22 protein-coding genes are annotated in these 24,195 nt (G+C 68.5%); 15 read left to right on the top strand and 7 right to left on the bottom strand.

Annotated elements, in window-relative coordinates:
* Window positions 1–6: 6 nt before the first annotated feature.
* From AC5LXX_RS26655 to AC5LXX_RS26615, 9 genes are all read left to right on the top strand, one after another.
* Window positions 7–1,419 (top strand): UDP-glucose dehydrogenase family protein, encoded by a 1,413-nt coding sequence (locus AC5LXX_RS26655; protein WP_493403637.1) that lies wholly within the window; start codon window positions 7–9, stop codon window positions 1,417–1,419.
* Between the two features lie 21 nt (window positions 1,420–1,440).
* On the top strand, window positions 1,441–1,884 hold the full coding sequence (locus AC5LXX_RS26650) for a low molecular weight protein-tyrosine-phosphatase (protein WP_027791027.1): 444 nt from the start codon (window positions 1,441–1,443) through the stop codon (window positions 1,882–1,884).
* The gene (locus AC5LXX_RS26645; protein ID WP_493413420.1) at window positions 1,878–3,056 is read left to right on the top strand and encodes a polysaccharide biosynthesis/export family protein; all 1,179 of its coding nucleotides are present in this window, start codon (window positions 1,878–1,880) and stop codon (window positions 3,054–3,056) included. Before AC5LXX_RS26650 ends, AC5LXX_RS26645 begins: the two co-directional genes overlap by 7 nt.
* A gap of 50 nt (window positions 3,057–3,106) precedes the next feature.
* Complete coding sequence (locus AC5LXX_RS26640; RefSeq protein WP_493411640.1) at window positions 3,107–5,332, top strand: polysaccharide biosynthesis tyrosine autokinase; 2,226 nt, start codon at window positions 3,107–3,109, stop codon at window positions 5,330–5,332.
* A gap of 65 nt (window positions 5,333–5,397) precedes the next feature.
* The gene (locus tag AC5LXX_RS26635) at window positions 5,398–6,357 is read left to right on the top strand and encodes a glycosyltransferase family 2 protein (protein WP_493411639.1); all 960 of its coding nucleotides are present in this window, start codon (window positions 5,398–5,400) and stop codon (window positions 6,355–6,357) included.
* A gap of 22 nt (window positions 6,358–6,379) precedes the next feature.
* A complete protein-coding gene (locus tag AC5LXX_RS26630; protein WP_493411638.1) occupies window positions 6,380–7,516 on the top strand; it encodes a glycosyltransferase family 4 protein in 1,137 nt (378 codons plus the stop codon).
* Between the two features lie 10 nt (window positions 7,517–7,526).
* Complete coding sequence (locus AC5LXX_RS26625; protein ID WP_493411637.1) at window positions 7,527–8,993, top strand: O-antigen ligase family protein; 1,467 nt, start codon at window positions 7,527–7,529, stop codon at window positions 8,991–8,993.
* On the top strand, window positions 8,990–10,174 hold the full coding sequence (locus tag AC5LXX_RS26620; protein ID WP_493411636.1) for a glycosyltransferase family 4 protein: 1,185 nt from the start codon (window positions 8,990–8,992) through the stop codon (window positions 10,172–10,174). Before AC5LXX_RS26625 ends, AC5LXX_RS26620 begins: the two co-directional genes overlap by 4 nt.
* On the top strand, window positions 10,174–11,340 hold the full coding sequence (locus AC5LXX_RS26615; RefSeq protein WP_493411635.1) for a glycosyltransferase family 4 protein: 1,167 nt from the start codon (window positions 10,174–10,176) through the stop codon (window positions 11,338–11,340). Before AC5LXX_RS26620 ends, AC5LXX_RS26615 begins: the two co-directional genes overlap by 1 nt.
* Window positions 11,341–11,469: 129 nt before the next feature.
* Here AC5LXX_RS26615 and AC5LXX_RS26610 read toward each other — a convergent pair whose 3' ends face one another.
* Entirely contained in the window at window positions 11,470–12,705 is a 1,236-nt protein-coding gene (locus tag AC5LXX_RS26610) for an MFS transporter (protein WP_493411634.1), read from the bottom strand.
* A gap of 154 nt (window positions 12,706–12,859) precedes the next feature.
* Between AC5LXX_RS26610 and AC5LXX_RS26605 the strand changes: the two genes are divergently transcribed.
* Window positions 12,860–13,330, top strand: a complete 471-nt coding sequence (locus AC5LXX_RS26605) for a winged helix-turn-helix transcriptional regulator (protein WP_493411633.1) — start codon at window positions 12,860–12,862, stop codon at window positions 13,328–13,330.
* A 24-nt stretch (window positions 13,331–13,354) separates the two neighbouring features.
* Here AC5LXX_RS26605 and AC5LXX_RS26600 read toward each other — a convergent pair whose 3' ends face one another.
* Both AC5LXX_RS26600 and AC5LXX_RS26595 read right to left on the bottom strand, forming a co-directional pair.
* Window positions 13,355–14,128: a helix-turn-helix transcriptional regulator gene (locus tag AC5LXX_RS26600; RefSeq protein WP_493411632.1), complete on the bottom strand. Its 774-nt coding sequence runs from the start codon at window positions 14,126–14,128 to the stop codon at window positions 13,355–13,357.
* 25 nt (window positions 14,129–14,153) lie between these two features.
* Window positions 14,154–14,495 (bottom strand): FKBP-type peptidyl-prolyl cis-trans isomerase, encoded by a 342-nt coding sequence (locus tag AC5LXX_RS26595; RefSeq protein WP_493411631.1) that lies wholly within the window; start codon window positions 14,493–14,495, stop codon window positions 14,154–14,156.
* Between the two features lie 583 nt (window positions 14,496–15,078).
* On the opposite strand from AC5LXX_RS26595, the gene AC5LXX_RS26590 reads away from it, so the two are divergent.
* Entirely contained in the window at window positions 15,079–15,996 is a 918-nt protein-coding gene (locus AC5LXX_RS26590) for a metal-dependent hydrolase (RefSeq protein ID WP_493411630.1), read from the top strand.
* 442 nt (window positions 15,997–16,438) lie between these two features.
* Window positions 16,439–17,920 carry a sigma-54 dependent transcriptional regulator gene (locus AC5LXX_RS26585; protein ID WP_493411629.1) on the top strand — a complete coding sequence of 494 codons (1,482 nt, stop codon included), beginning with the start codon at window positions 16,439–16,441 and terminating at the stop codon, window positions 17,918–17,920.
* Between the two features lie 1,022 nt (window positions 17,921–18,942).
* On the opposite strand, the gene AC5LXX_RS26580 is transcribed toward AC5LXX_RS26585, so the two are convergent.
* Window positions 18,943–19,725 (bottom strand): ABC transporter substrate-binding protein, encoded by a 783-nt coding sequence (locus tag AC5LXX_RS26580; protein ID WP_493411628.1) that lies wholly within the window; start codon window positions 19,723–19,725, stop codon window positions 18,943–18,945.
* 233 nt (window positions 19,726–19,958) lie between these two features.
* Between AC5LXX_RS26580 and AC5LXX_RS26575 the strand changes: the two genes are divergently transcribed.
* Together AC5LXX_RS26575 and AC5LXX_RS26570 are read left to right on the top strand one after the other, a co-directional pair.
* The gene (locus AC5LXX_RS26575) at window positions 19,959–20,378 is read left to right on the top strand and encodes an MbcA/ParS/Xre antitoxin family protein (RefSeq protein ID WP_124446438.1); all 420 of its coding nucleotides are present in this window, start codon (window positions 19,959–19,961) and stop codon (window positions 20,376–20,378) included.
* A gap of 2 nt (window positions 20,379–20,380) precedes the next feature.
* A complete protein-coding gene (locus tag AC5LXX_RS26570; protein ID WP_493405563.1) occupies window positions 20,381–21,076 on the top strand; it encodes an RES family NAD+ phosphorylase in 696 nt (231 codons plus the stop codon).
* 54 nt (window positions 21,077–21,130) lie between these two features.
* Here the strand turns inward: AC5LXX_RS26570 and AC5LXX_RS26565 are convergent, their stop codons facing one another.
* Window positions 21,131–21,862 (bottom strand): metallophosphoesterase, encoded by a 732-nt coding sequence (locus tag AC5LXX_RS26565; protein ID WP_493411627.1) that lies wholly within the window; start codon window positions 21,860–21,862, stop codon window positions 21,131–21,133.
* A 139-nt stretch (window positions 21,863–22,001) separates the two neighbouring features.
* Between AC5LXX_RS26565 and AC5LXX_RS26560 the strand changes: the two genes are divergently transcribed.
* On the top strand, window positions 22,002–22,655 hold the full coding sequence (locus AC5LXX_RS26560; RefSeq protein WP_493411626.1) for a DUF1345 domain-containing protein: 654 nt from the start codon (window positions 22,002–22,004) through the stop codon (window positions 22,653–22,655).
* A gap of 6 nt (window positions 22,656–22,661) precedes the next feature.
* On the opposite strand, the gene AC5LXX_RS26555 is transcribed toward AC5LXX_RS26560, so the two are convergent.
* Both AC5LXX_RS26555 and AC5LXX_RS26550 read right to left on the bottom strand, forming a co-directional pair.
* On the bottom strand, window positions 22,662–23,330 hold the full coding sequence (locus AC5LXX_RS26555) for a glutathione S-transferase (RefSeq protein WP_493413419.1): 669 nt from the start codon (window positions 23,328–23,330) through the stop codon (window positions 22,662–22,664).
* A gap of 85 nt (window positions 23,331–23,415) precedes the next feature.
* Complete coding sequence (locus AC5LXX_RS26550; RefSeq protein WP_493411625.1) at window positions 23,416–24,123, bottom strand: class I SAM-dependent methyltransferase; 708 nt, start codon at window positions 24,121–24,123, stop codon at window positions 23,416–23,418.
* Between the last annotated feature and the right edge of the window lie 72 nt (window positions 24,124–24,195).

The following is a 24,195-nucleotide window of genomic DNA, read 5'->3' as shown; positions in this document are numbered from 1 at the left end:
CACATCATGAATCTGACTATCATCGGCAGCGGTTACGTAGGTCTTGTCACCGGCGCCTGTCTCGCCGACATCGGGCACGACGTGTTCTGTCTCGACGTCGACCAGGCAAAGATCGACGTCCTGAACAACGGCGGCGTGCCGATCCACGAGCCGGGCCTGAAGGAAGTCATCGCGCGCAACCGCGCGGCCGGCCGCCTGCGCTTCTCGACCGACGTCGAGGCCGCGGTCGCGCACGGCGACGTGCAGTTCATCGCGGTCGGCACGCCGCCCGACGAGGACGGCTCGGCCGACCTGCAGTACGTGCTCGCGGCCGCGCGCAACATCGGCCGCTACATGACGGGCTTCAAGGTGATCGTCGACAAGTCGACGGTGCCGGTCGGCACGGCCGAGCGCGTGCGCGCGGCGGTCGCCGAGGAGCTCGCGAAGCGCGGCGGCGACCAGATGTTCTCGGTCGTGTCGAATCCGGAATTCCTGAAGGAAGGCGCGGCGGTCGACGATTTCACGCGTCCCGACCGCATCGTGATCGGCTGCGACGACGACGTGCCGGGCGAACGCGCCCGCGAGCTGATGAAGAAGCTGTACGCGCCGTTCAACCGCAACCACGAACGCACGCTTTACATGGACGTGCGCTCGGCCGAGTTCACGAAGTACGCGGCCAACGCGATGCTCGCGACGCGCATCTCGTTCATGAACGAACTGGCGAACCTCGCCGACCGCTTCGGCGCCGACATCGAGGCCGTGCGCCGCGGGATCGGCTCCGATCCGCGCATCGGCTACCACTTCCTGTATGCCGGCTGCGGCTACGGCGGCTCGTGCTTCCCGAAGGACGTCGAGGCGCTGATCCGCACGGCCGACGAGCACGGGCAGGCGCTGCAGATCCTGAAGGCCGTGTCGTCGGTCAACGCGACGCAAAAGCGCGTGCTCGCCGACAAGATCGTCGCGCGTTTCGGCGAGGACCTGACGGGTCGCACGTTCGCGATCTGGGGCCTGGCGTTCAAGCCGAACACCGACGACATGCGTGAAGCGCCGAGCCGCGAGCTGATCGCCGAGCTGCTGTCGCGAGGCGCGCGCATCGCGGCGTACGACCCGGTCGCGCAGCAGGAAGCGCGCCGCGTGATCGCGCTCGACCTGGCCGATCACCCGAGCTGGCTCGAACGCCTCTCCTTCGTCGACGACGAGGCGCAGGCCGCGCGCGACGCCGACGCGCTCGTGATCGTCACCGAATGGAAGATCTTCAAGAGCCCCGACTTCGTCGCGCTCGGCCGCCTGTGGAAGTCGCCGGTGATCTTCGACGGCCGCAACCTGTACGAGCCGGAGACGATGAGCGAGCAGGGCATCGAATACCACCCGATCGGCCGGCCGGGTTCGCGCCAGGCCGTCGCCGCCCGCGTGCCGGGCGCCGCGCGCGCCAGCGCGTAACCCCACTCGCCACGAGACGCCATGTTCCGGAACATCCTGATCGTCTGCCACGCGAACGTCTGCCGCAGCCCGGCAGCGGAGATGCTGTTCAAGTCGCACGCCGCGTCGCGCGGCGGCCCGCGTCCGACGTTCCACTCGGCCGGCGTGCATGCGAATGACGGCGACGGCATCGATCCGGTGATGCGGCAGCTGCTCGCCGAGCGGGGCGTCGATGCGACGACCCATCGCTCACGGCGACTGTCGCGCCGGATCGTGCGCGACGCCGACCTGATTCTCGTCAGCGAGCGCGGACAGATTGCGGCCGTCGAAAAGGTCGATCCGTTCGCGCGCGGCAAGGTCCACCTGCTCGGCAAGTGGGAAGGGGCCGAGATTGCCGACCCGCACGGTGGCCCCGAGGCCGATTACCGCGAGAGCTACTCACTGATCGAACGTCTGGTTCAAGGATGGCTACAGAAACTATGCTGAAACGCCCGATGCGCCCGGTGGCGCTTGCCGTCGCGCTGACGACTTTCCTGTCAGCCTGTGCAACCGCCCCCGGCAACTACCTCGACTCGTCGAACCTGAAGGACGAAGGCCGGCAGCAAGCCGCCGAAACCTATCCGGTTCATTACATCGACGCCAAAGTGGTGATGGACCAGCTGCAGAAGGCGCAGGTCGATCATCCGCTGCCGCCGGGACGCTATACCGATCCGTCGGAGTACGTGTACCGCGTCGGCCCGCAGGACATCCTCGGCGTCACCGTGTGGGACCACCCCGAGCTGACGACGCCGCAGGGCCAGTCGTTCTCGAGCGGCGGCAACACGACGCAGACGGTCGCGGGTGCGTTGCAGCAGCCCTATACGACCGCGCTGCCGGGCCAGGCCGATCCGTACGGCCAGACGGTCGCCGCGGACGGCACGATCTTCTTCCCGTTCGTCGGCCGCATCAAGGTGGCCGGCAAGACGGTCGCGCAGATCCGCGAGCAGATGGCCACCACGCTGTCGCGCTACGTGAAGAATCCGCAGCTCGACGTGCGCGTGCTGTCGTTCCGCAGCCAGAAGGTGCAGGTGACGGGCGAGGTCAAGCAGCCGGGCCCGCTCGCGGTGAGCGACGTGCCGCTGACGCTCGTCGACGCGATCTCGCGCTCGGGCGGCTCGACCAACGAGGCCGACCTGCAGCGCGTGCGCCTGACGCGCGACGGCAAGCTCTACACGCTCGACGCGAACGGCGTGCTCGATCGCGGCGAAGTGAAGCAGAACGTGATGCTGCAGCCGGGCGACATCGTCAACGTGCCGGACCGCAGCGACAGTCGCGTGTTCATCATGGGCGAGGTCAAGACGCCGGTCACGGTGCCGATGCTCAAGGGCAGGCTGACCATCGCCGACGCGCTGACCGCGGGCGGCGGCATCCTCGACACCGACGCGAACCCGCGCAAGATCTACGTGATGCGCGGGATGCGCGACAACCCGACGAAGCCTGAGGTGTACCGCCTCGACATGACGCAGCCCGATGCGCTGATGCTGTCGAGCCGCTTCCCGCTTCAGCCGCTCGACGTCGTCTACGTCAGCACGGCCGGCTCGGTGCAGTTCAACCGTGTGCTGCAGCAGGTGCTGCCGACGATCCAGACGATCTTCTACATGCGGCAAATCACGCGCTGATAGCCCGCCGGGGCGGCGCCTCCGCCCCGGCACCACTCAAGCGGGAACGAATGGTGAACACGCAAGCGAAACACTCCTACGCGGATCTGTCCGCCAAGACCGAGGAAGAGGACGTCGTCCTCGGCCAGTTGCTCCAGGTGATCATGGACGACATCTGGCTGCTGCTCGGCATCGCGGTGACGGTCGTCGCGCTCGCGGGCCTCTACTGCTTCATCGCGAAGCCGGTCTACCAGGCCGATGTGCACGTCCGCGTCGAGGGCAACGACAACACGTCGCAGGCGCTCACGCAGACGCAGACGGGCGCGATGATCAACAGCGGCCCGCAGCAGGCGCCGACCGACGCGGAAATCGAGATCATCAAGAGCCGCGGCGTCGTCGCGCCCGTGGTCGAGCAGTTCAAGCTGAACTTCTCGGTCGCGCCGAAGACGCTGCCGGTGATCGGCAGCCTCGCGGCACGCCTCGCGACGCCGGGCACGCCGTCGCGGCCGTGGCTCGGCCTGAAATCGTATGCGTGGGGCGGTGAAATCGCCGACGTCGACACGATCAACGTCGAGCCCGCGCTCGAAGGCAAGAAGCTGACGCTGACGGCCGGCCCGAACGGCACCTATTCGCTGGTCGACGCGAACGGCAAGCGGCTGCTGTCAGGCCAGGTCGGCGAGTCGGCGCAGGGCGGCGGCGTGACGCTGCTCGTGAAGAACCTCGTCGCGCGCCCCGGCACGCAGTTCACGGTGGTCCGCTACAACGATCTCGACGCGATCAGCGGGTTCCAGGCCGGCATCCAGGTGACCGAGCAGGGCAAGCAGACGGGCGTCGTGCAGATCTCGCTCGAAGGCAAGGACCCGGACCAGACCGCCGCGATCGCGAACGCGCTCGCGCAGTCGTACCTGAACCAGCACGTGGTCGCGAAGCAGGCCGAAGCGACCAAGATGCTCGACTTCCTGAAGGGCGAGGAACCGCGCCTGAAGGCCGACCTCGAACGCGCGGAAGCCGCGCTGACACAGTACCAGCGCACGTCGGGCTCGATCAACGCGAGCGACGAGGCGAAGGTCTACCTCGAAGGCAGCGTGCAGTACGAACAGCAGATCGCCGCGCAGCGCCTGCAGCTCGCGTCGCTCGCGCAGCGTTTCACTGATTCGCACCCGATGGTGATCGCGGCCAAGCAGCAGCTCGCGGAGCTGCAGGGCGAGAAGGACAAGTTCAGCAACCGCTTCCGCAGCCTGCCGGCCACCGAAGTGAGGGCCGTCCAGCTCCAGCGCGACGCGAAGGTCGCCGAGGACATCTACGTGCTGCTGCTGAACCGCGTGCAGGAGCTGTCGGTGCAGAAGGCCGGCACGGGCGGCAACATCCACCTCATCGATTCGGCGCTGCGTCCGGGCGATCCGGTCAAGCCGAAGAAGGTACTGATCCTGTCGGCGGCGGTGTTCCTGGGCCTGATCCTCGGCACAGGCGTCGTGTTCCTGCGCCGCAACCTGTTCCAGGGCATCGAGGATCCGGACCGCATCGAACGCGCGTTCAACCTGCCGCTGTACGGGCTGGTGCCGCAAAGTGCCGAGCAGGTGAAGCTCGACGCGCAGGCCGAGAAGGGCGGCAGCCGTGCCCGGCCGATCCTCGCGAGCCTGCGTCCGAAGGACCTCAGCGTCGAGAGCCTGCGCAGCCTGCGCACCGCGATGCAGTTCGCGATGATGGACGCGAAGAACCGCGTGATCGTGCTGACGGGCCCGACGCCCGGTATCGGCAAGAGCTTCCTGACGGTCAACCTCGCGGTGCTGCTCGCCCATTCGGGCAAGCGCGTGCTGCTGATCGACGCCGACATGCGCCGCGGCCTGCTCGACCGCTACTTCGGCCTCACCGCGCAGCCGGGCCTGTCCGAGCTGCTGAGCGACCAGTCGCCGCTCGAGGAGGCGATCCGCGAAACGCCGGTGCAGGGCCTGTCGTTCATCGCGGCCGGCACGCGCCCGCCGAACCCGTCGGAGCTGCTGATGTCGTCGCGCCTGCCGCAATACCTCGAAGGGCTCGGCAAGCGCTACGACGTCGTGCTGATCGATTCGCCGCCGGTGCTGGCGGTGACCGATGCGACGATCATCGGCCGCATGGCCGGCTCGACGTTCCTCGTGCTGCGCTCGGGCATGCATACCGAAGGCGAGATCGCCGATGCGATCAAGCGCCTGCGCACCGCGGGTGTCGACCTGGAAGGCGGGATCTTCAACGGCGTGCCGCCGAAGGCGCGCGGCTACGGCCGCGGCTATGCGGCCGTGCATGAATACCTGAGCGCCTGACCCACCTGGTGCGTAACCGGGCGGGCAGCGCGTGCTGCCCGCCCGGCCGACTGGAGAAACCATCGATGAAAATTTCCGTGCTCGTTCCGACCTACCGGCGTCCCGCCGACCTCGCGCGCTGCCTGCTGGCGCTGCAGCGGCAGCAGCGGCTGCCCGACGAGGTGATCGTCGTCGCGCGCCCGGAGGACGACGCCACGCACGAGCGGCTCGCCGATCCGGCGGTCGGCGGCGCGCTGCCGCTGCGCATCGTGCCGGTCGACGTGCCGGGGCAGGTCGCCGCGCTGAACAAGGGGCTCGACTCCGCGCACGGCGACATCGTGGCGATCACCGACGACGATGCGGCGCCGCATCCCGACTGGCTCGCACGCATCGAATCGGTATTCGAGGCCGATCCGCGCGTGGGCGCGGTCGGCGGCCGCGACTGGGTCCACGAGAAGGGCCGCGTGCTCGACGAATCGCGCGAGCTCGTCGGCCAGCTCACGCTGTCCGGCAAGATCGTCGGCAATCATCATCTCGGCGTCGGCGGCGCACGCGAAGTCGACATGCTGAAAGGCGCGAACATGAGCTACCGCCGCGCCGCGATCGAGCGGCTGCGCTTCGACACGCGGCTGCGCGGCGCCGGTGCGCAGGTGCACAACGACATGGGTTTCAGCATGCGCGTGCAGCGCGACGGCTGGAAGCTCGTCTACGACCCGGCGATCGCGGTCGATCATTTTCCGGCCGAGCGTTTCGACGACGACCGGCGCGATGCCGCGTCGCTGAATGCGATCAGCAACGGCGCGTACAACATGCACCTGATCCTGCGCGAGCACCTTCCGCCGCTGCGGCGCGAGATTGCCTGGTGGTGGTGGACGCTGGTCGGCACGCGCGTCTACCCGGGCGTCGCGCATCTGCTGCTGTCGCTGCCCACGGCGAAGCGCGAACGGATCCGTGAGCACTGGCGCGCGGTGCGCCGCGGCGCGCGCGACGCCCGCCGCGCGAACCTTGCCCCCCACCGCGCGGCGATGCCGCCGGTGACGTCTTGAACGGCACCCCCGGAGGGCTCGCATGACTTCAACGAAAGTTCACGTTCACCTGTTTTACGGCGCCGATCCGCGTACCTACCGGAAAGGCGAGAACATCGGCTGCCTGTACGGCTATCACCATGCCGAATCCGACGAATTCCGGCTGACCTATTCGCAGGACAGCGGTGAGAACCGCGTTGCCAGCCTCGCGCGTCGCGCGCTGAAGGCGGCGCTCGGCTTCGACATCGTGCATGCCTGGCGCAACCGCGCCGCGCTGCTGAACACCGACGTGATCTGGACGCACACGGAACAGGAGCACCTGGCGGCCTCGCTGGTGCTGAAGCTCGCCGGTGCGCAGGGCAAGCGCCCGCTGCTGCTCGCGCAGAGCGTGTGGCTGTTCGACAAGTGGGGCAGCTTTGGCGGCCCGCGCCGCTGGCTGTACCGCAAGCTGCTCAACCGCGCCGACGCGCTGACCACGCTGGCGCGCGACAACGCCGACCTGTGCCGCCGCTATCTGGGACGCGAAGCCGAGTTCGTCTACTACGGGCTGAACACGCAGGATTTCCCGCCGACCGAGCCGCAGCAATGGACGCCGAACCGGCCGCTGCGGATCGCGGCGATCGGCAACGATCGCGACCGCGACTGGCGCACGTTCCTTGCCGCGTTCGGCGGCGACGAGCGTTACGACGTGCGGCTCGCGACGCGCCGCCGCGTGCCGCGTGAGTGGCATGCGCCGAACGTGAAGATCGGCTCGGCGTCGGGGCTCGCGAAGCAGCACGAGCTGTACGCGTGGGCCGACGTGATCGTCGTGCCGCTGCGGCCGAATTTCCATGCGTCGGGCATCACCGTGATGCTCGAGGCGGCGGCCGTCGGCAAGCCGATGATCGTGTCCGACGTCGGCGGGCTCAGCGACTACTTCCCGCACGATACGGCCGCGTACGTACCGGCGTTCGACGCACAGGCGATGCGCCAGGCCGCCGACCGTTTCGTCGCCGATCCGGTGGCGGCGCTGGCTTGCGCGCAGGCCGCCGCCGCGTGCCTGCGCGATCGCGACCTGACCACGCAGGCGTTCGCCGAGCAGCACGTGCGGATCACGCGCGACATGCTGCGCCGGCGCCGCACGCCGGCGGCTGCGGGCGTGGCGATGCCGCTCGCGGATTCGCGTCCGTCGTCGCGGTGAGAGCGGATCGATGAGTACGATTGCCGCCGAACGCACCTCGTCGCGCACGCGCAGCTGGCTGCCCGAGCCGAAGCACTGGGTCGGGCAGGCTGCGCTGTGGTCCCTTACCGCCGCGCTGATCGCCGTACACCAGGGCAGGGTGCTGACGCTCGCGTTCCCGGTGCTGGCGATCGCGGTCGGCATCTGGCTGTATTTCAAGAGCCCGGCGCGCTACGTCGGCTTCATGTGGTGGGTGTGGTTCCTGAGCCCCGAGGTACGGCGGCTTGCCGACTGGTCGAAGGGCGCGTTCACGCCAACGAGCCTGATCCAGGTCGCGCCGCTCGCGGTGACGATGATCGCCGGTTTCGGGCTGATCCGGCATTACCGCGTGCTCGCGCAGCGGCGCGGGATTCCCGTGCTGCTGATGCTGTTCGGGCTCGCGTATGCGTATCTCGTCGGGATCGTGTCGAGCGGCGTGATGGCCGCGACCTATGACCTGGCGAACTGGGTGTACCCGGTGCTGATCGGCTTCCACATCATGGTCAACGCACGCGACTATCCCGAGTACCGCGACGTGCTGCTGTCCACGTTCATGTGGGGCATGCTCGTGATGGGCCTGTACGGCGTCGTGCAGTACTTCGTGATGCCGCAGTGGGACGTGCTGTGGATGATCGGGTCCGACATGGGTTCGCAGGGTGAGCCGGTGCCGTACGGCGTGCGCGTGTTCAGCACGATGAACTCGTCCGGGCCGTTCGCGTTCGCGATCATGGGCGCGCTGGTGTTCGTGTTCGCCGCGCCGCAGAAGATCCGCTGGTTCGCGGGGGCGGCCGGCTTCGTGTCGTTCGCGCTGTGTCTCGTGCGCTCGACGTGGGGCGGCTGGGTGATCGCGCTCGCGATCCAGCTCGCGCAGTCGAACAACCGCTTGCGGATGCGGATCCTGATCAGCGGCGTCGTGCTGGTCGGGCTCTGCGTGCCGCTCCTGACAGTCGGGCCGGTGGCCGACCGTCTCGGCGCGCGCCTGCAGTCGATCACGAACCTGAAGGACGACCGCAGCTACGACGACCGCAACAAGTTCTACGCCACCTTCGCGCAGACGGCGTTCACCGACGTCGCCGGCGAAGGGATGGGCGCGACGGGCGCGTCCACGAAGCTGTCGAGCGACAGCGGCGAGCTCGGCAAGTACGGCAGCTTCGACAGCGGCGTGATGAACGTGCCGTTCGTGCTCGGCTGGCCCGGCACGCTGCTGTATCTCGCCGGCGTCGTGATGCTGTTCGGCCGCACGTTGCGCGCGGCATTCAAGCTGCGCAAGGACAAGTTCGTCGGCGCGTGCCTGAGCCTGTGCCTGTCGACCTTCGCGATGCTCGTGTTCACGAACTCGCTGATCGGCACCGGCGGCCTGCTGATGTTCACAGCCATTTTTTCGATACTTGCCGCGGCGCACTGGCAAAAGGCACAACGCCTGCTGGCCGTCGCGCGTTCACGGGGAGGCGACCATTGAGAATCGCGATCGTCACGCACGTCGTGCGACATAACGACGGGCAGGGCCGCGTCAATTACGAAATTGCGCGCGCGGCGCTGGCCGAGAACTACGAAGTCACGCTGGTCGCGTCGCATGTCGCGCCCGAGCTGCTGGCCGACCCGCGCGTGCGCTGGGTGCCCGTGAAGGTCGGCGGCTTCTGGCCGTCGAATCTCGTCAAGCAGCAGGTGTTCGCGCTGAAGAGCGCGGCCTGGCTGCGCGCGCACCGCAGCGAATACGACGTGCTGCACGTGAACGGCTTCATCTCGTGGATCAAGGCCGACGTGAATACCGCGCACTTCGTGCACGGCGGCTGGTTCAAGAGTCCGTACTATCCGTTCGGGCCGACGAAGGGCATCTGGTCGGCATACCAGTACGTCTATACGCGCGTGAACACCACGCTCGAGCGCTGGGCGTACAAGCGCTCGCGCGCGATCACCGCCGTGTCGCAGAAGGTGGCCGACGAGATCGCGGGGCTCGGCATCGACAGCCGCAAGATCAGCGTGATCTACAACGGCGTCGACGGCAGCGCGTTCGCCGGGGCGCAGGCCGATCGCGCGGCGTTCAAGCTGCCGGACGACGCATTCCTGCTGCTGTTCGTCGGCGACCTGCGCACGCCGCGCAAGAACCTCGGCACCGTGCTGAAGGCGCTGACGAAGCTGCCGTCGAACGTGCACCTGGCGGTGGCCGGCTACCTGCCGGGCAGCCCGTATCCGGAAGAGGCGCGTGCGCTCGGCATCGATTCGCGCGTGCATTTCCTCGGTCTCGTGAAAAACATGCCGACGCTGATGCGCTCGGTCGACGCGTATGTCTTTCCGTCGCGCTACGAAGCGATGAGCCTGTCGCTGCTGGAAGCGATGGCGGCCGGTTTGCCGGTCGTCACCGCGCGCACGGCGGGCGGCGCGGAAATCATCACGCGCGAATGCGGGATCGTGCTGGAGGACCCGGACGATCCGGCCGCGCTCGCGCAGGCGATCGGTTCGCTCGCGGCGTCGCGCGATACCTGTCGCGCGATGGGCGACGCGGCCCGCGAACTGATGACCCGTTTCGGCTGGGCGCACATGGGTGCCCAGTATGTCGCGCTTTACCGGCGCATCGGCCAACCCACGCAGCCGTCCGCCTTCGAGCGGGTCGAGCATGCAGTCACGCAGGAGCAATCGTGATGTCCCAAACTTCCCGGCCGATCAAATCGTTGCAGATCGGCATGCACTGGTTCCCCGAACGCGCGGGCGGACTCGACCGGATGTACTACTCGCTCGTCGGCGCGCTGCCTGGCGCGGGCGTCGAGGTGCGCGGGCTCGTCGCCGGCTCGCCGAAGGTCGCCGACGACACGGGCGGCGCGATACAGGGCTTCGGTCCCGCCACGGAGACGCTCGCGCGCCGGATGCTCGCCGCGCGGCGAGCGCTGCGCGACGAGATCCGCAGCGAACGGCCGGACGTGATCTCGTCGCACTTCGCGCTGTACACGTTTCCGGGGCTCGACGTCACGCGCGGGATTCCGCAGGTGTCGCACTTCCAGGGCCCGTGGGCCGACGAAAGCCAGGTCGAGGGCGCCGCGACGCTCGGGCAGCGCGCGAAGCGCTATCTCGAACAGGCCGTCTATACGCGCTCGTCGCGGCTGATCGTGCTGTCGCAGGCATTCGGCCAGATCCTGACGAATCGCTACGGCATCGATCCGTCGCGCGTGCGCGTGATTCCCGGTTGCGTCGATACCGCGCAGTTCGATACGCCGCTCACGCCCGCCGAGGCGCGCCACAAGCTGCAACTGCCGCAGGATCGGCCGATCGTGCTGGCCGTGCGCCGGCTCGTGCGGCGCATGGGGCTCGAGGACCTGATCGACGCGATCGGCCTCGTCAAGCACCGTCACCCGGACGTGCTGCTGCTGATCGCCGGCAAGGGCAAGATCGGCGAGGAACTGCAGCAGCGCATCGACGATGCCGGGCTGCAGGACAACGTGAAGCTGCTCGGCTTCGTGCCCGACAACCATCTCGCGGCGCTGTATCGCGCGGCGACGGTCAGCGTCGTGCCGACCGTCGCGCTCGAAGGCTTCGGGCTGATCACCGTCGAATCGCTCGCATCCGGCACACCCGTGCTGGTGACGCCGGTTGGCGGGCTGCCGGAGGCGGTCGCCGGGCTGTCGAACGATCTTGTGCTGCCGTCGACGGGCGCGGCTGCGATCGCGGAAGGGCTCGGCGGCGCACTGTCGGGGGCGATCGCGCTGCCCGACGAGGCCGCATGCAAGCGCTACGCGCGTGATCATTTCGACAACGCGGTGATCGCGCGACGCGTCGCCGGCGTGTACGAAGAGGCGATCCGGGCGGCAGGCTGAACGCCGCGGCGCGCCACCTGCGCGCCGAACCCGAAACCGGACCGGCGCATGCGCATGGCTGGTCCGCGAGCCGGCTGCCCGACGAGGGTGGGCCGGCTTTTTTCGTTCGACTCCGATCGCCGGCGCGCATCACGCGCGCCTGAGCGTCGCGGCCCATACGCCGAGCGCGGCCAGGCTGACGACGGCCCCAAGCGCGCAGACGCCCGTCCATCCGGCGCGCGCATACATCATCGTCGACGCGATCGCGCCGAGCCCGCTGCCGGCCGAGTAGAACAGCATGTAGCAGCCGACGAGGCGCGCGTGCGCATCGGGCCGCGCGCCGAGAATCATGCTCTGGTTGACGACGTGGACAGCCTGCCCGCCGACGTCGAGCAGCACGATGCCGACGATCAGCCACGCAATCGACGTGTCGCCGAATGCGAGCGGCAGCCATGAGCATGCGAGCAGCACGAGCGCGGCGCCGGTCGTCGCTTCGCCGCGCCCGCGATCCGCGAGCCGGCCGGCGCGTGCGGCGGCCGCGGCCCCCAGCGCGCCGACGAGGCCGAATGCGCCGATCTGCGTATGCGACATCGCGTGCGGCGGCGCGCTCAGCGGCAGCACGAGCGCGCTCCAGAAGATGCTGAATGCCGCAAACATGAGTAGCGCGATCGCACCGCGCACGCGCAGCACGCGTTCATCGCGCAACAGCGACACCATCGACCGCAGCAGCGCCGCGTAGCCGATGCGTTCGCGCGGCCCGTTCGTGTCGGGCAGCAGCCGCGACAATGCGACGAGCATCGCGATCGCGAGCGCACCCGACACGAGGTAGACGGCCCGCCAGCCCGCGAAGTCGGTGACGACACCGGCCAGCGAGCGCGCGGCCAGCAGCCCGACCACCACACCGCCTTGCGCGGCGCCCACCACGCGCCCGCGTTCGCCTGCGCCCGAGAGGGCTGCCGAGCACGCGATCAGCCCTTGCGTCATCGCGGTGCCGAGCAGGCCGACCGCGACCATCCCCGCCAGCAGCGCGATGCGTGTCGACGACGCGGCGATGCCGATGCAGGCTGCCGTCAGCAGCAGAAGCTGCACGGCGATCAGGCGCTTGCGGTTCAGCAGGTCGCCGAGTGGCACGACGAACAGCAGCGCGAGCGCACAGCCGAGTTGCGTCGCGGTGATGACGCCGCCGACGGCGGCCTGCGGCACGCCGAAATCGCGCGCGATCGAATCGAGCAGCGGCTGGGCGTAATAGACGTTCGCGACGCTCGCCGCACAGCAGACGGCCAGCAGCGCGATGCGCGCCGACGACAGGCCGCCGCCATCGGCCGGATGCGTCGCGGGTGCCGGCACGTTCGATGCAACGGTGCCGGAATGACACGAAGACTCCATGGGGTTCCTCACGCAAACTAGTTGCAAATTGAAACTGGTGTGAGTGTAGGGAAAGTAGTTTTAAAATGCAACTTGTTGTGCGGCGGGCGACGGGCCCGCGCACGGATGCGCCGATGCCGCCGCGCGGGCGGCCGGCACGATTGCGGAGAGGAACATGGCCAGGCAGAAAAGTCTTGCGGATTCGCCGTGCCCGGTGGCGCGGGCGACCGATATCGTCGGCGATCGCTGGGCGTTGCTGATCGTGCGCGATGCGTTCGACGGCGTGCGCCGCTTCGGCGATTTCCGCGCGAGCCTCGGCGTCGCGAGCAACATCCTGTCCGACCGGCTGAAGATGCTGGTGGATGCCGGCGTGTTCGACGTCGTGCCGGCGTCGGACGGCACCGCGTATCAGGAGTACGCGCTGACGAAGAAAGGCGAGGGGCTGTTTCCGGTGATCGTGATGCTGCGGCAGTGGGGCGAGGCGAACCTGTTCGCGCGCGGCGAGCCGCATTCGGTGCTGGTCGACCGCAGCACGGGGCGCGCGATCCGCAAGCTTGCGTTGCGGCACGACGACGGCCGGCCGGTGAGGGCGGCCGACACGGTCGTGAAGAAGATCGACGACGAGGCGGGTGTGGCGCGGCGGTGAGCGCGATGCGCGACGCCGTTGCGCTCAGTGCCGTTCGCCGCGCCAGCGCCCGGGCGCGACGCCGAAGCGTTTCGTGAACGCATGCGTGAACGTGCTCTGGTCCGCGAAGCCGACCGTGCCCGCGATGTCGACGAGCGCATGCCGGCCGTCGGCGAGCAGCACGACCGCTGCGTCGAGCCGCAGCCGCTGCAGGTAGCGATGCGGTGTTTCGCCGAATGCATCGACGAACAGTTGATGAAACCGGCGCATCCCGTAGCCGCAGTGCGCGGCGAGATCGGCGATGCGCAGCGGCTCCGCGAGCCGCGCGCGCAGCCAGCGGTCGATGCGCGCGAAATCGAGGCCCGACGCGGGCGCGGCGATGCCGGCGTCGTCGAGCAATGCGTCGCACAGGCGTGCGGCGGCCTGCCACTGGAAACGGTGCGCGGCTGCGTGCCGTGCGTCGCCGGCCGGCGCATCGTGTTGCGCGGCGGCGGCTGCAACCTGCGCGACCAGCGACGTCAGCGCCGGGTCGATCGACACGGCGCGCGCATGGTCGAACAGCCGCTGCGGCACCGCGAGCGATGCCGCGGGCAGGTCGATCACGAGCTGGCGATTGTCGCCGAGGCCCGCGTAGTCGTGGCGCGCGCCGGCCGGAATCAGCCAGGCCGCGTGCCGGTCGATGCGCTGGCCGATTCCGTCCACCGCCATCACCATCGCGCCATCGACGCCGAGCACGACCTGGTGGAAGTCGTGCACGTCCGACGCTTCGCACGTGTCGTAACGGCGCAGCGCGATGGCGGGGGAGGCGATGCGTGCCATCGGAAGGAAGCGGCCGGGTGCGCGATCAGACGTCGAGCAGTTCGACTTCGAACACGAGCGTCGCGTTCGGCGGAATCACGCCGCCTGCGCCGCGCGGGCCGTAGCCGAGTTGCGGCGGGATCGTCAGGCGACGCACGCCGCCGACCTTCATGCCCTGCACGCCTTCGTCCCAGCCCTTGATGACCATGCCGCCGCCGAGCACGAAGGCGAACGGGTCGTTGCGGTCCTTGCTCGAATCGAATTTCTGACCGTCGGTCAGCCAGCCCGTGTAGTGGACGCTGACGGTCTTGCCGGCTTGCGCTTCCGCGCCGGTGCCTTCGGTCAGGTCTTCGTATTTGAGACCCGATTCGGTCGTGATGACAGCCATGACTTCTCCTGAAAGAGGGTTGCGTAAAACCGCTATTGTAGGCGAGCGCGCAGCGGGCCGGCGCGCGTGGTTCTTGCGCCGCTGCGCGCGGATCGGCGGCGTCGACCGACCGCCTTGCCCGCGGTCGCCCGAAACACGATTGGAACGCGCGTTTGAATTTTCCGCGAGCCATGCGATCGCCGTTGCACCAGGCGAGTGCGCCGCGCGTATGAATCGGTGCTGCCGGGGCGGTCGGCCATATCGCGTCCGGCCATCGCCGGATGCCGTGCAATGCCCGTCCCACGGGGCTTTCAGGTAGCCGACAGCGCATGTGGCCGGGCGTCGTGCAGCGCGTGCCGGCCAGCCCCCGCGTTCGAATCGCGGCCGGTCCCGGCGCCGTTCGAGCGCCGTTTTTTCCGCCTTTTCGACCGTGCCCCGTTTGGAAGCGCGCATCTACCGCGCGGCTTGCGCGCGCCGGCGCGGGCGGCCTATCTTTACATCTGTCGATGTCAGGATTTCGGCGGTGCGCGACGCGCCGCCCGGGCGTGCGCCGGCCGCGTCGGACGACGCGTCGGGCCGCCTCGGAACCAGGAGAACCATGAACATGAAGTCAGCCGCTTCCGCCACCGCAGCCGGGATCATGCCGGTGCGCCGCGACCTGCGCTTCGACCTGCCGGTCGAACGCGCGAAGGACTGGCATGGCCTCGGGTCGCACGTGACCCATTTCTTCAACGCGCTGTCGCTGCTGTTTCCGGCCGGCGAGCGCTTCTTCATGGATTCGGTGCGCAATTACCGCGACCGGATCGACAATCCCGTATTGAAGCAGCAGGTGCTCGGCTTCATTGGCCAGGAGGCGATGCATACGCGCGAGCACATCGAATACAACGAGCTGATGCAGGCGAACCGCCTGCCCGCGCGCAAGCTCGACAAGCGCGTCTGGACGGTGCTCGCCTTCATGAAGCGCAAGCTGCCGCATTCGGTGCAACTCGCGCATACGGTCGCGGCGGAACACTACACGGCGATGCTCGCCGACTGGCTGCTGCGCGACCCGACGCGCCTCGACGGTTCGGTCGAAGGCTACCGCCAGATGTGGATCTGGCACGCGCTCGAGGAAACCGAGCACAAGGCTGTGTCGTTCGACGTGTGGAACGCCGCGATGAAGCCGGGGCTGCGCCGCTACCTGATCCGCATCGGCGTGTATCTGCTGACGACGCTGACGTTCTGGCCGACCGTGTTCCTGATGCACGCGACGCTGCTGTGGCGCGATCGCGGCGCCGGCCATCACGTGCGCGGCATGCTGCGGATGATCGCGTTCCTGTACGGGCCGCGCCGCGGCCTGTTCCCGCGCATCGCGGGCGAATGGCTGAGCTTTTTCCGGCCGGGCTTCCATCCGTGGGATCACGACAACCATCACCATCTTGCGCGCGTCGACGCGCTCGCCGCCACCTACGGCGAAAAGGGCGGCGCACCTGCCGGCCGCGGCCGCGCGAACGCGCCGGCATCGCTCGCGTCGGGCCGCTGACACGACCCGCCGCGCGGCGATGCGCGCCGCATGTTGCGTTCCCGCATCAGCGGGCTTCCTGTGACGATTGACGGAAGTCGACCGGAAACGGTTGCACGCTCGCCGGCGTGCGCGGCCGACGGGGCGCGTGCGCCCGCGCCGGCGTCCCGATCCTGCGTAGCCGCATCACATGCAAACGCCGCGCGCCAGCACCGGCGCGGGTTTGCGCGCGGTGCGCCGTCCCGCTCCGGGTTCTTGCCGCGCGCGCCACAGGGATAACACCCATCTAGTCGCCCGCCGGCCGCATCGATATACCGTTCATGACAGCGCCCCCTTCGCGCGCGATTCGTGCGCAGGGGGATTTTATTCGGACGGAAATGCGGCCAATATGTCGGTTCAATCGTGGTCCGTCGGATATGGCGGCGAGCCGGCGCACGATACCAACGCCAAGCGGGGAACAACGATGGTTGCAAGGTCACCCGACGCAAACGGGCAGGCGGCGCCCGAGATGACGGATGTATCCGTCACCGCTCCCGAGGCCGGACGCAAGCTGTTTGCGATCATGCGGACGCCCGACGAGCCGTTGCTGGCGCAACTGCGCGGGCTCGGCTGGGAGATCGCGGTCGCGAAGACGGCCGGCGCCGCGCAGAACATGACCTCCGGCGTGAGCGTCGCGGCCGGGCTGGTCGATTTCACGGGGTTCACGTCGCGCGACTATCCCGCGCTGAAGGCGTGCCTGAGCCAGCCGGCAATCGGCTGGATTTCCATCGCGCAGGCCGGCATTACGATCAGTCCTGCCGTGCGCGAGCTGATCCGCAGCTATTGTTTCGACTATGTGACGCTGCCGCTGCCCTACGAATGGATTTCGCATGTGCTCGGTCATGCGCGCGGGATGGCCGCGCTCGATCGCGTCGACGGCGCGGCCTATGCGGCGTCGATCGGCGAACACGGGATGATCGGCAACTGTGAAGCGATGCAGCAGTTGTTCAGCACGATCCGCAAGGTCGCGAAGACCGATGCGAGCGTGTTCATCTCGGGCGAATCGGGCACCGGCAAGGAACTGACCGCGCTCGCGATTCACGAGCGTTCCGGGCGCGGCAAGGGGCCGTTCATCGCGATCAATTGCGGGGCGATTCCGCATCACCTGCTGCAGTCGGAACTGTTCGGCTACGAGCGCGGCGCATTCACCGGCGCGAACCAGCGGCGCGCGGGCCGGATCGAGTCGGCGAACGGCGGCACGCTGTTTCTCGACGAGATCGGCGACATGCCGGTCGAGAGCCAGGCGAGCCTGCTGCGCTTCCTGCAGGAAGGGAAGATCGAGCGGCTCGGCGGGCAGGAATCGATCGCGGTCGACGTGCGGATCATCTCCGCCACGCACGTGGATCTCGACGGCGCGGTCGAGGCCGGGCGCTTCCGCGCAGACCTCTATCACCGGCTGTGCGTGCTGCGCATCCACGAGCCGCCGCTGCGCGCGCGCGGCAAGGACATCGATATCCTCGCGCACTACGTGCTGCAGAAATTCAAGTCCGACAGCGGTCGCAAGATCAGCGGCTTCACGTCGGCCGCGCTCGATGCGATGCGCCGCTACGAATGGCCCGGCAACGTGCGCGAGCTGATCAATCGCGTGCGGCGCGCGATCGTGATGGCCGAGAGCCGGCTGCTGACGCCGCACGATCTCGGGCTCGAGACGCCCGGCGAAACCGAACCGGTGACGCTCGAGCAGGCGAGGGCGCTCGCCGAGCGCACCGCGATCGAGAACGCGCTGTTGCGCAACGATCACCGGATCAACAAGGCCGCCGCCGAACTCGGCATCTCGCGCGTGACGCTCTACCGGATGATGATCGAGCACGGGCTGAACGATCACGACAACAACGGCGGGAACGGCGACAACGGCGGGCACGACGGCGCGCCGTCCGGGGACGCCGGGCATCAGCGAGTCGGCTGAGCAGGAGCCGGTGCGGCCCGACCGCGCCGGTTGCACCGTGCAGCCGGACGATCGTCCGGCCCGGCACGTGTCGATCCGTCGCGCCGGCGGGCATGTAAAGCGCATGAAACATTTCGCGTCGGCAGCCGGGCGAATTCTCGCGGCAAACCGGGCCGAACGGCCCGGCACGCATCGGTAAAAACGCCGCGCTCCATTGTTCAGCCTTATCCCGCAAGGCTCCGCCGCCGCCCATCCGGCGCGGGCCGCGTGCCGCATGTTTCAGATTCGCAACTTCCGCCAATCCGCCCCCGTTCCGGCTGCCTGCCGGCATTGCCAACCCCTTGTCCGGACAGGCTCGCGCGCGGCTGGCCCGCTCCTTGCGAAGCTTGTCATGCGAAAGTCGACGACGCGAGGTCCGGCCGGTTCCTGCGGCCAGGACGCACTCCGCGGGGATGCGGCGGCGGAGCGCGGCGCAGTTGCCGCGTTCCGGCGGGCAACGGACGTCGTCGCCTGATCGTCGGGGCACCGGCATCGTCCGGTTGCCGGAACAAACATCACACAGCAAACGGGGTAGAAAATGAACGATCGCCACACGCCGCGGCCGGCAGGCCGCGATCGCAGTGATTCGGGGCATCGCCGGTCGAACGTCGCACTCGCAGCCGGCCGGCATGCATCGACAGGCCATCTCTCCGCGCCCGGTGCGAGGCGGATCCGGCTGGTTGCCGGTCATCCGCGCCGGGTCGGCACTTTCCTGCACGCCAACCCGGTTCGCATGGGCATGTGCGCACGGGCGCCGGTACCGCGGCGCCCGATCTTCGCCTATTGACCCGAGCAGCAGGCCAGCCGTTCGCGTTGCCGGTCGTTCCCTGGGCGATTGATCTGCAATCCGAACGATGATCGAGGCGTCGTGTCGTGCACGCGACGCAAGACGGGAAGCATTCGATGCAACGGCGAGCCGCGCGGTGCCGTTGCCATCCGGTTGAAGGGGAGGGGCGGTCGGACGCGCGCGACGGGAGTGGCACCCGTACGCGCGCGACGCCGTTTCAGCTGCCGTAGATGTCGAAGTCGAAGTACTTCGACGCGAGCCGCTTGTAGGTGCCGTCCTTGACCATGTCGAGGATCGCGCGATCGATCTTCGCCTTCAGGTCGGCGTCTTCCTTGCGCAGCCCGATGCCGGCGCCGATGCCGAGCATCTTCTCGTCGACGAGTTCGGGCCCGACGAACGTGTAGTTCGCGCCGCGCGGCGATTTCAGGAACCCGATCGCGGCCTGCACTTCATCCTGGAGCGCTGCATCGAGGCGGCCCGACGTCAGGTCCGCGTACACGCCGTCCTGGTTCTGGTACGACACGACGTTCGCGCCTTGCTTGCCCCAGTACGCCTTCGCGTACGTTTCCTGTGTCGTGCCTTGCTCGACACCGATCGACTTGCCCTTCAGCGATTGGGCCGTCGGCAGCAGCGGCGACCCTTTCTTCACGACGAGCCGCGTCGGCTGGTTGTAGATCTTCGTCGTGAAGCCGATCTGCTCCGCGCGTTGCGGCGTGATCGACATCGACGACAGCACCGCGTCGAACTTCTTCGCCTTCAGCGCCGGAATCATCCCGTCGAAATCGTTCTCGAGCCACACGCACTTGGCCTTCAGGCGCGCGCAGATCTCGTTGCCGAGGTCGATGTCGAAACCGACGAGCTTGCCGTCGGGCGCCTTCGACTCGAACGGCGCGTAGCTGGCATCGGTGCCGAAGCGGATCGTGGTCCAGTCCTTCGCGGCGGCGGGGCCTGCGGATACCGCGAGCAGGGCGATCGAAACAGCGGCAATCAGTCTCTTCATGGTGCGTTCCTTGGCGGGTGCTTCCGGGTTCTGTGCGACACGGTTTCACGGATACGAGCCGCGTCTTCGCGCGGTGTCCGCATGGTCATTAACGCAGAAAATAAAATAAAAGTCCAGAATGGACAAAAAATATCGTTCCGTCGGAAGCAATGGCCGATCGACGGGTGTCGACCCTTGTAAAAATGCGAAAATGGACTAATCTTGTTAGTAAATTCGTTTCGAGACTAACGATCATGTCACAGCCCGCCTACGATTCGCATTCCGCCCCGCCGCAGGCCTCGGTCGCCCAGATGTCGGCGGCCGGCCTGCGTGCGTTTTTCAACATCGCGCGCGACTGGGAACTGACGATCGACGAGCAGATCGTGCTGCTCGGGTCGCCCGGCCGTTCGACGTTCTTCAAGTGGAAGGCCACGCCGGAATCGGCGCGGCTGCCGCGCGATACGCTCGAGCGGCTGTCGCTGCTGCTCGGCATCTACAAGGCGCTGCAGATCCTGCTGCCGCAGCCGGCCGCGGCCGACGCGTGGGTCAAGCGGCCCAACGACGCGGCGCCGTTCGGCGGCCGGCGCGCACTCGACCGGATGCTTGCCGGCAACGTCGGCGATCTGGTCGCCGTCCGGCAATATCTCGACGCGATGCGGGGTGGCTGGGCGTGACGATGCCGATCGAAACACAACAATGGCCCACGACCACGGTCGACTGGGCACCTGCCTATCGTGTGATTCCCACCCGTTTTCCGGCGATCAACCTGTTCGACCGCGTCGCCTCGGCGGACGATTTCGACGCGCTGTATGCGCTCGAATCGCTGACCAACGACCGCATCCGCAACGAAATCGGCGCGCTCGACCTCGTGCCGCCTGCCGAACGCCGCTACGGGCTGGGCTGGGGGCCGATCATGGCTGCGTTTACGCACCTGAATCCGCAGGGCAGCCGCTTTTCCGACGGCAGCTACGGCGTGTTCTACTGCACCCGGTCGCGCGATACGGCGATCGCCGAAACGCGCTATCACAGCGCGCTGTTCCTGGCCGCGACGAAGGAGCCGCCGATGCGCCAGCAGATGCGGCTCTACACCGTGTTCGCGCAGGGCAGCGTGGTCGACGTGCGCACCTGGCCGCAGCGCGATCCCGCGTTGCTGCATCCGCTCGACTACGGCGCCGGGCAGGCGCTCGGCCGGGCGGTGCGCAACGCGGGCGGCGCGGGGATCGTCTATCCGTCAGTGCGCGACCCGCGCGGCGAGTGTCTGGCGGCGTTCCGCACCGCGCTGCTGCGCGATTGCCATCACGCGGCCTATCTCGAATACAACTGGAACGGCTCCGGTGTCGATGCGGTGTTCGAGCTGAACCAGGTCGGCTAGCACGCACCGGTTCGCGAGCCGTGGCCGGCGCGAGGGTGCAGGGGTGCGGCAGCGTTACGGCAGCGGCCAGTCGCCCGCGTGGCGTTCGCGCGCCTCGGCCTGCGTCATCGACCACGTGTTGCCGGTACGCGGCTCGGCGAGCGTGAGCCTCCCGGCCGGCGCGAACGCGCCCGTGTCGATGAACCATTGCGCACCGATCCGCTGCGGCGCGCGCACCGGCGTATGCCCGGTGCAGGTCAGCGACAGCCCGGCCTGCCGCGCCGGATCGGCGAGCCCCTGGACGAGATCGCGGCCCCAGATCAGCCGCTCGCGCACGTCGTGCGCATAGCTGCCCGTGTCGAGATCGGCGTCCGAGCCGAAGAATTCCGCATGCAGCACGTTGAAGCGGCCGGGGCCGTCGCCGATCACGCGCACCAGCGGCAGCGCGTCGACGCGCGCCGCGTGGGCGTGCAGCCTTTCCGGCGGCAGGTCGGCGCCCCAGTCGCCGCCGATCCCGCGCCACGCGTCGGGCGACAGCTTGCCGCTAGACACGAGGCTCAGCACTTCCTCGTGGTTGCCGCGCACGACGTGGCACCACGGACGGTCGAGCAGGTCGAGCGCGGTTTCGGAGGCAGGGCCGCGGTCGACCAGATCGCCGACCGAGAACAGGCGGTCGCGGGCCGGATCGAAGCGGATGTCGTGCAGCAGCGCGCGCAGCACGTCCACGCACCCGTGCAGGTCGCCGACGACGAAGTCGCGGCCAGCGGTGTTCGCGGGGTGGCGGCAGAGGGGGGCGGTGGCAGTCATCCCCTTATCTTAGGCGCTCGCGCCCATCGCCACGTCACGATGGAATGGCGATAATCGGGGCGCGGTATCCTCCGGCGCGGCGCGGCGGGCCGCCCCGCGCGCCATTCGAACCCTTTCTATCCGCTTTCGGAATCACACGATGACGTTTTATCCGCAGGTATTACGCAACCGGCCGCGCATGGTCGCGGCCTTCGTCGCAGGCGTGCTGTGCGCGGTGCTGCTGCCGTTTCCGCTGCGTCCGGCCGTACGGGTGCTGATCGGCTGGGATTGCACGGTCTGGCTGTATCTCGTGCTGATGTGGGTGCGCATGGTTACCGCGCATCATCACAAGGTGCGCGAAGTCGCGATCCGCGAAGACGAAAACGCGACGACCGTGCTGACCGTCGTGTGCTTCGCGACCGTCGCGAGCGTCGCTGCGATCGCGATCGAACTCGCGACCGTCAAGAGCGTGGGCTTCAGCGCGGGGCTCAGCCACTACGCGATCACGGCCGCGACGCTGTTCGGTGCGTGGTTCCTGATCCCGACGATCTTCACGCTGAACTATGCGCGGCTCTATTACGGCTCGCCGTCCAGCGACCGCGCGCTGCGCTTCCCCGATCGCAACCCCGAGCCCGATTACTGGGATTTCCTGTATTTCGCGTTCACGATCGCGGTCGCGTCGCAGACGGCCGACGTGTCGCTCGCGAACCGCTCCGCGCGGCGCTCGGTGCTCGCGCAGTCGATCCTGTCGTTCTACTTCAACATGGCCGTGCTCGGGCTGTCGATCAACGTCGCGGCCGGCCTGCTGAGCTGACGCCGGTCACGTGAGCAGGCCGTACGGGCCGCCGCGTTCCAGCGCCCGCTGGTATGCGGGACGCGCATGGATCGCGTCGAGAAAGCGCGCGATCGCCGGATAGCGGCTGCCGCCCCCGCGCGCGGTCGCGGCTTCGAGCGGAAAGCTCATCTGGATGTCGGCTGCGCTGAAGCCGTCGCCGACGAACCAGCCGGTGCGGCTCAGCGCGCCGTCGATATGGCCGAGATGAAGTGCGATCTGCGGATCGACGAAGCCCGACTGCAGCGTGTCGGCGATCTTGCGCGCGATCGGCCGCGCGAAGAACGGCATCGGCGCATGCGCGATCCGCAGCGCGACGAGCTTGAGCAGCAGCGGCGGCATCGCCGACCCTTCCGCGTAGTGCAGCCAGTACGTGTAGTCGTGCCGCCCGGGCGTGCCGGGCGGCGGCGCGAGGCGCCCGTTGCCGTAGCGTTCGACCAGGTACTCGATGATCGCGCCCGATTCGGCGAACGTGCGGCCTTCGTCGGTGACGACCGGCGACTTGCCGAGCGGATGGATCGCGCGCAGTTCGGGCGGCGCGAGCATCGTTTTCGGATCGCGTTCGTAGCGGACGATCTCGTACGGCACCTCCAGTTCTTCGAGCAGCCAGAGCACGCGCTGCGAGCGCGAGTTGTTCAGGTGATGGACGGTGAGCATGTCGTGGCCGGAAAGGGGCGGGAACGACATCATACCCAGCGCGCGTGGCATGCGCGCGAATCCCGTCCCGCGCCGCGCCGAACCGCTATGCGCGCCTCACCGCGACCCACGCCCCCCAGAACAGGCTCGCGAAAAAGCGCAGCGGCGCATCGAAGCCCGCGTCGCGCAGCAGGTCGAACACGGCATCTTCGGACGCGGGCGGATCGGCGCCCTGCAGGATCTTCGCGAGTTGCGCGCGTACGGCGTCGGGCGTGGCGCCCTTCATGCGCCAGCGCTGCTGCCACGCGTCGAGCAGGCGAGGGTGGTCCGCATAGCGGCGATGGTTGCCGGCGAGCACGAGCGGCGCGCCGGGCTTCAGGCGCCGCGCGATCGCATGCAGCAGCGCGGCCTTCGCGTCGTCGCCCGGCACGTGATGGAGTACGCCGATCAGCGTTGCGCCGTCGAACGCGGCATCATCGGGCAGCGCGTCGACGCCGTCCTCGACGAACGTCGTGCGCGACCCGAAGCCTGCGGCCTCGACGTTCGAGCGCGCGAGCGCGAGCATCGGCGCGGACGGGTCCACCGCCGTGAATTGCCAGCCCGGTTCGAGCGCGGCCGCCACGCAGATTTCCTGCCCCGTGCCGCCTGCGCCCGCGACGAGGATTTGCGCATCGGTCGCGCCGATCGCCGATGCGAGCACGCACGCGGCGAGTTCGTGACACGCATCGTAGCCGGCGAGCGCGATGCGCGATTGCTCGGCGTATTCTTGCGCGCGTGACGGATCGAATTTCGCGGCGCTGGCGGGAAGCGACATGGCGGTTTCCTTGGGTTTGTGGCGGACGACATGTCCGCGAGCCTGACGCAGAGCGTAGGGGCGCACGGCCCG

It is taken from the genome of Burkholderia torrens, assembly GCF_984668525.1.
Note: the sequence above shows the minus strand (reverse complement) of the source record. Positions and strands in the feature narration are given on the sequence as shown.

Coding starts and splice junctions, on each gene's coding strand:
- AC5LXX_RS26655 (WP_493403637.1), top strand. CDS start 7: ATGAATCTGACTATCATCGGCAGCGGTTACGTAGGTCTTGTCACCGGC.
- AC5LXX_RS26650 (WP_027791027.1), top strand. CDS start 1,441: ATGTTCCGGAACATCCTGATCGTCTGCCACGCGAACGTCTGCCGCAGC.
- AC5LXX_RS26645 (WP_493413420.1), top strand. CDS start 1,878: ATGCTGAAACGCCCGATGCGCCCGGTGGCGCTTGCCGTCGCGCTGACG.
- AC5LXX_RS26640 (WP_493411640.1), top strand. CDS start 3,107: ATGGTGAACACGCAAGCGAAACACTCCTACGCGGATCTGTCCGCCAAG.
- AC5LXX_RS26635 (WP_493411639.1), top strand. CDS start 5,398: ATGAAAATTTCCGTGCTCGTTCCGACCTACCGGCGTCCCGCCGACCTC.
- AC5LXX_RS26630 (WP_493411638.1), top strand. CDS start 6,380: ATGACTTCAACGAAAGTTCACGTTCACCTGTTTTACGGCGCCGATCCG.
- AC5LXX_RS26625 (WP_493411637.1), top strand. CDS start 7,527: ATGAGTACGATTGCCGCCGAACGCACCTCGTCGCGCACGCGCAGCTGG.
- AC5LXX_RS26615 (WP_493411635.1), top strand. CDS start 10,174: ATGTCCCAAACTTCCCGGCCGATCAAATCGTTGCAGATCGGCATGCAC.
- AC5LXX_RS26610 (WP_493411634.1), bottom strand. CDS start 12,705: ATGGAGTCTTCGTGTCATTCCGGCACCGTTGCATCGAACGTGCCGGCA.
- AC5LXX_RS26605 (WP_493411633.1), top strand. CDS start 12,860: ATGGCCAGGCAGAAAAGTCTTGCGGATTCGCCGTGCCCGGTGGCGCGG.
- AC5LXX_RS26600 (WP_493411632.1), bottom strand. CDS start 14,128: ATGGCACGCATCGCCTCCCCCGCCATCGCGCTGCGCCGTTACGACACG.
- AC5LXX_RS26595 (WP_493411631.1), bottom strand. CDS start 14,495: ATGGCTGTCATCACGACCGAATCGGGTCTCAAATACGAAGACCTGACC.
- AC5LXX_RS26590 (WP_493411630.1), top strand. CDS start 15,079: ATGAAGTCAGCCGCTTCCGCCACCGCAGCCGGGATCATGCCGGTGCGC.
- AC5LXX_RS26585 (WP_493411629.1), top strand. CDS start 16,439: ATGGTTGCAAGGTCACCCGACGCAAACGGGCAGGCGGCGCCCGAGATG.
- AC5LXX_RS26580 (WP_493411628.1), bottom strand. CDS start 19,725: ATGAAGAGACTGATTGCCGCTGTTTCGATCGCCCTGCTCGCGGTATCC.
- AC5LXX_RS26575 (WP_124446438.1), top strand. CDS start 19,959: ATGTCACAGCCCGCCTACGATTCGCATTCCGCCCCGCCGCAGGCCTCG.
- AC5LXX_RS26570 (WP_493405563.1), top strand. CDS start 20,381: ATGCCGATCGAAACACAACAATGGCCCACGACCACGGTCGACTGGGCA.
- AC5LXX_RS26565 (WP_493411627.1), bottom strand. CDS start 21,862: ATGACTGCCACCGCCCCCCTCTGCCGCCACCCCGCGAACACCGCTGGC.
- AC5LXX_RS26560 (WP_493411626.1), top strand. CDS start 22,002: ATGACGTTTTATCCGCAGGTATTACGCAACCGGCCGCGCATGGTCGCG.
- AC5LXX_RS26555 (WP_493413419.1), bottom strand. CDS start 23,330: ATGCTCACCGTCCATCACCTGAACAACTCGCGCTCGCAGCGCGTGCTC.
- AC5LXX_RS26550 (WP_493411625.1), bottom strand. CDS start 24,123: ATGTCGCTTCCCGCCAGCGCCGCGAAATTCGATCCGTCACGCGCGCAA.